We start from the raw sequence: 989 nt of genomic DNA, 5'->3' as shown, positions 1-989 counted from the left end.
CTTGGCCGATATAATTCGAACAAAGCTTTTCACAATCCGGATTAAAGTGAAAAAATGAGCACATTACTTCGGATTTCCCACTGGATTACTGTGAAAATGAGTAGCTGTAATAATGTGCTCGTTTACAATAACCGTCTAAAATAACCGTCCGATTTAGAGTTGGGGAACAAGTCTAAGCATTCGCACCTTGTAGATACAGGCTATTTGAACAAAAAAGTAAAAACTATATTAGCGGAGAGGTGGTGGGCATTATAAAAATTGATATTGGAACTCTTCCTCAAAGTTATGTTTCCGACCTACCTGACAGTGGTGGCTTTTTTCCATTTGCGATCGACGGGTAAACCCCATATCTCTTTGATGTTTTTTTTGCAGAATGGAAAGATGTACGAGAAGTAGAATGTTTTTTCTCTAAGTGGCTGGAGAAACTAAATCACTTTCCCGTATATGTATTTTTGGAATGCTACGATTTTCATCAAAAAGAAATTGAAGAAAAATGCAAGTCAAATTCAATTGAATATACAAAGGCTAAATGGGGAGAAAATGATTTTTATTTTAAGATAAAAGCCCAAAATATCGAACAATTTAATGTGGTTTTCCCCTATGCATATGCGAATGGAAGTATGAATAATTTTGCTTGTTTATCACTTGAAAAAGATGTTTTTAGTATAGGACATAGAGTCTTTAAAAGAGTTTGGGGAGAAATCAAAGATACAGAAACACCTATTATTACGATAAATGATAATACCGCTTTACTATGGGTTAGTTATGATGGTGACGGTGCGGTTTTTATTTCAAATGATAATAGATATTCCCAATTATCTTTACTGACTAAGACTTTTCCGTTAAACACAAATTATTCAATTTGGTGCTAGTATGGATGTATGGACACAAGTTGGTTAAGTCTCTATCCTAAGAATAGAGAGGACGTGTCCGGAATGAAACAAAAACGTTATAACCAAGAATTTAAACAAACAATTGTCGAACTCTAC

At 34.2% G+C, this 989-nt stretch carries 1 protein-coding gene; it reads left to right on the top strand.

The genetic code is table 11. The annotated features are described in order from the left end of the window. The first annotated feature begins 452 nt into the window (after positions 1–452). On the top strand, positions 453–872 hold the full coding sequence (locus AU377_RS06990; RefSeq protein ID WP_067406162.1) for a hypothetical protein: 420 nt from the start codon (positions 453–455) through the stop codon (positions 870–872). The last annotated feature ends 117 nt before the right edge of the window (positions 873–989 follow it).

The organism is Sporosarcina sp. HYO08, from assembly GCF_001563475.1.
Classification (GTDB): Bacteria; Bacillota; Bacilli; order Bacillales_A; family Planococcaceae; genus Sporosarcina.
This window is presented reverse-complemented; position numbering and strand designations above follow the sequence as displayed.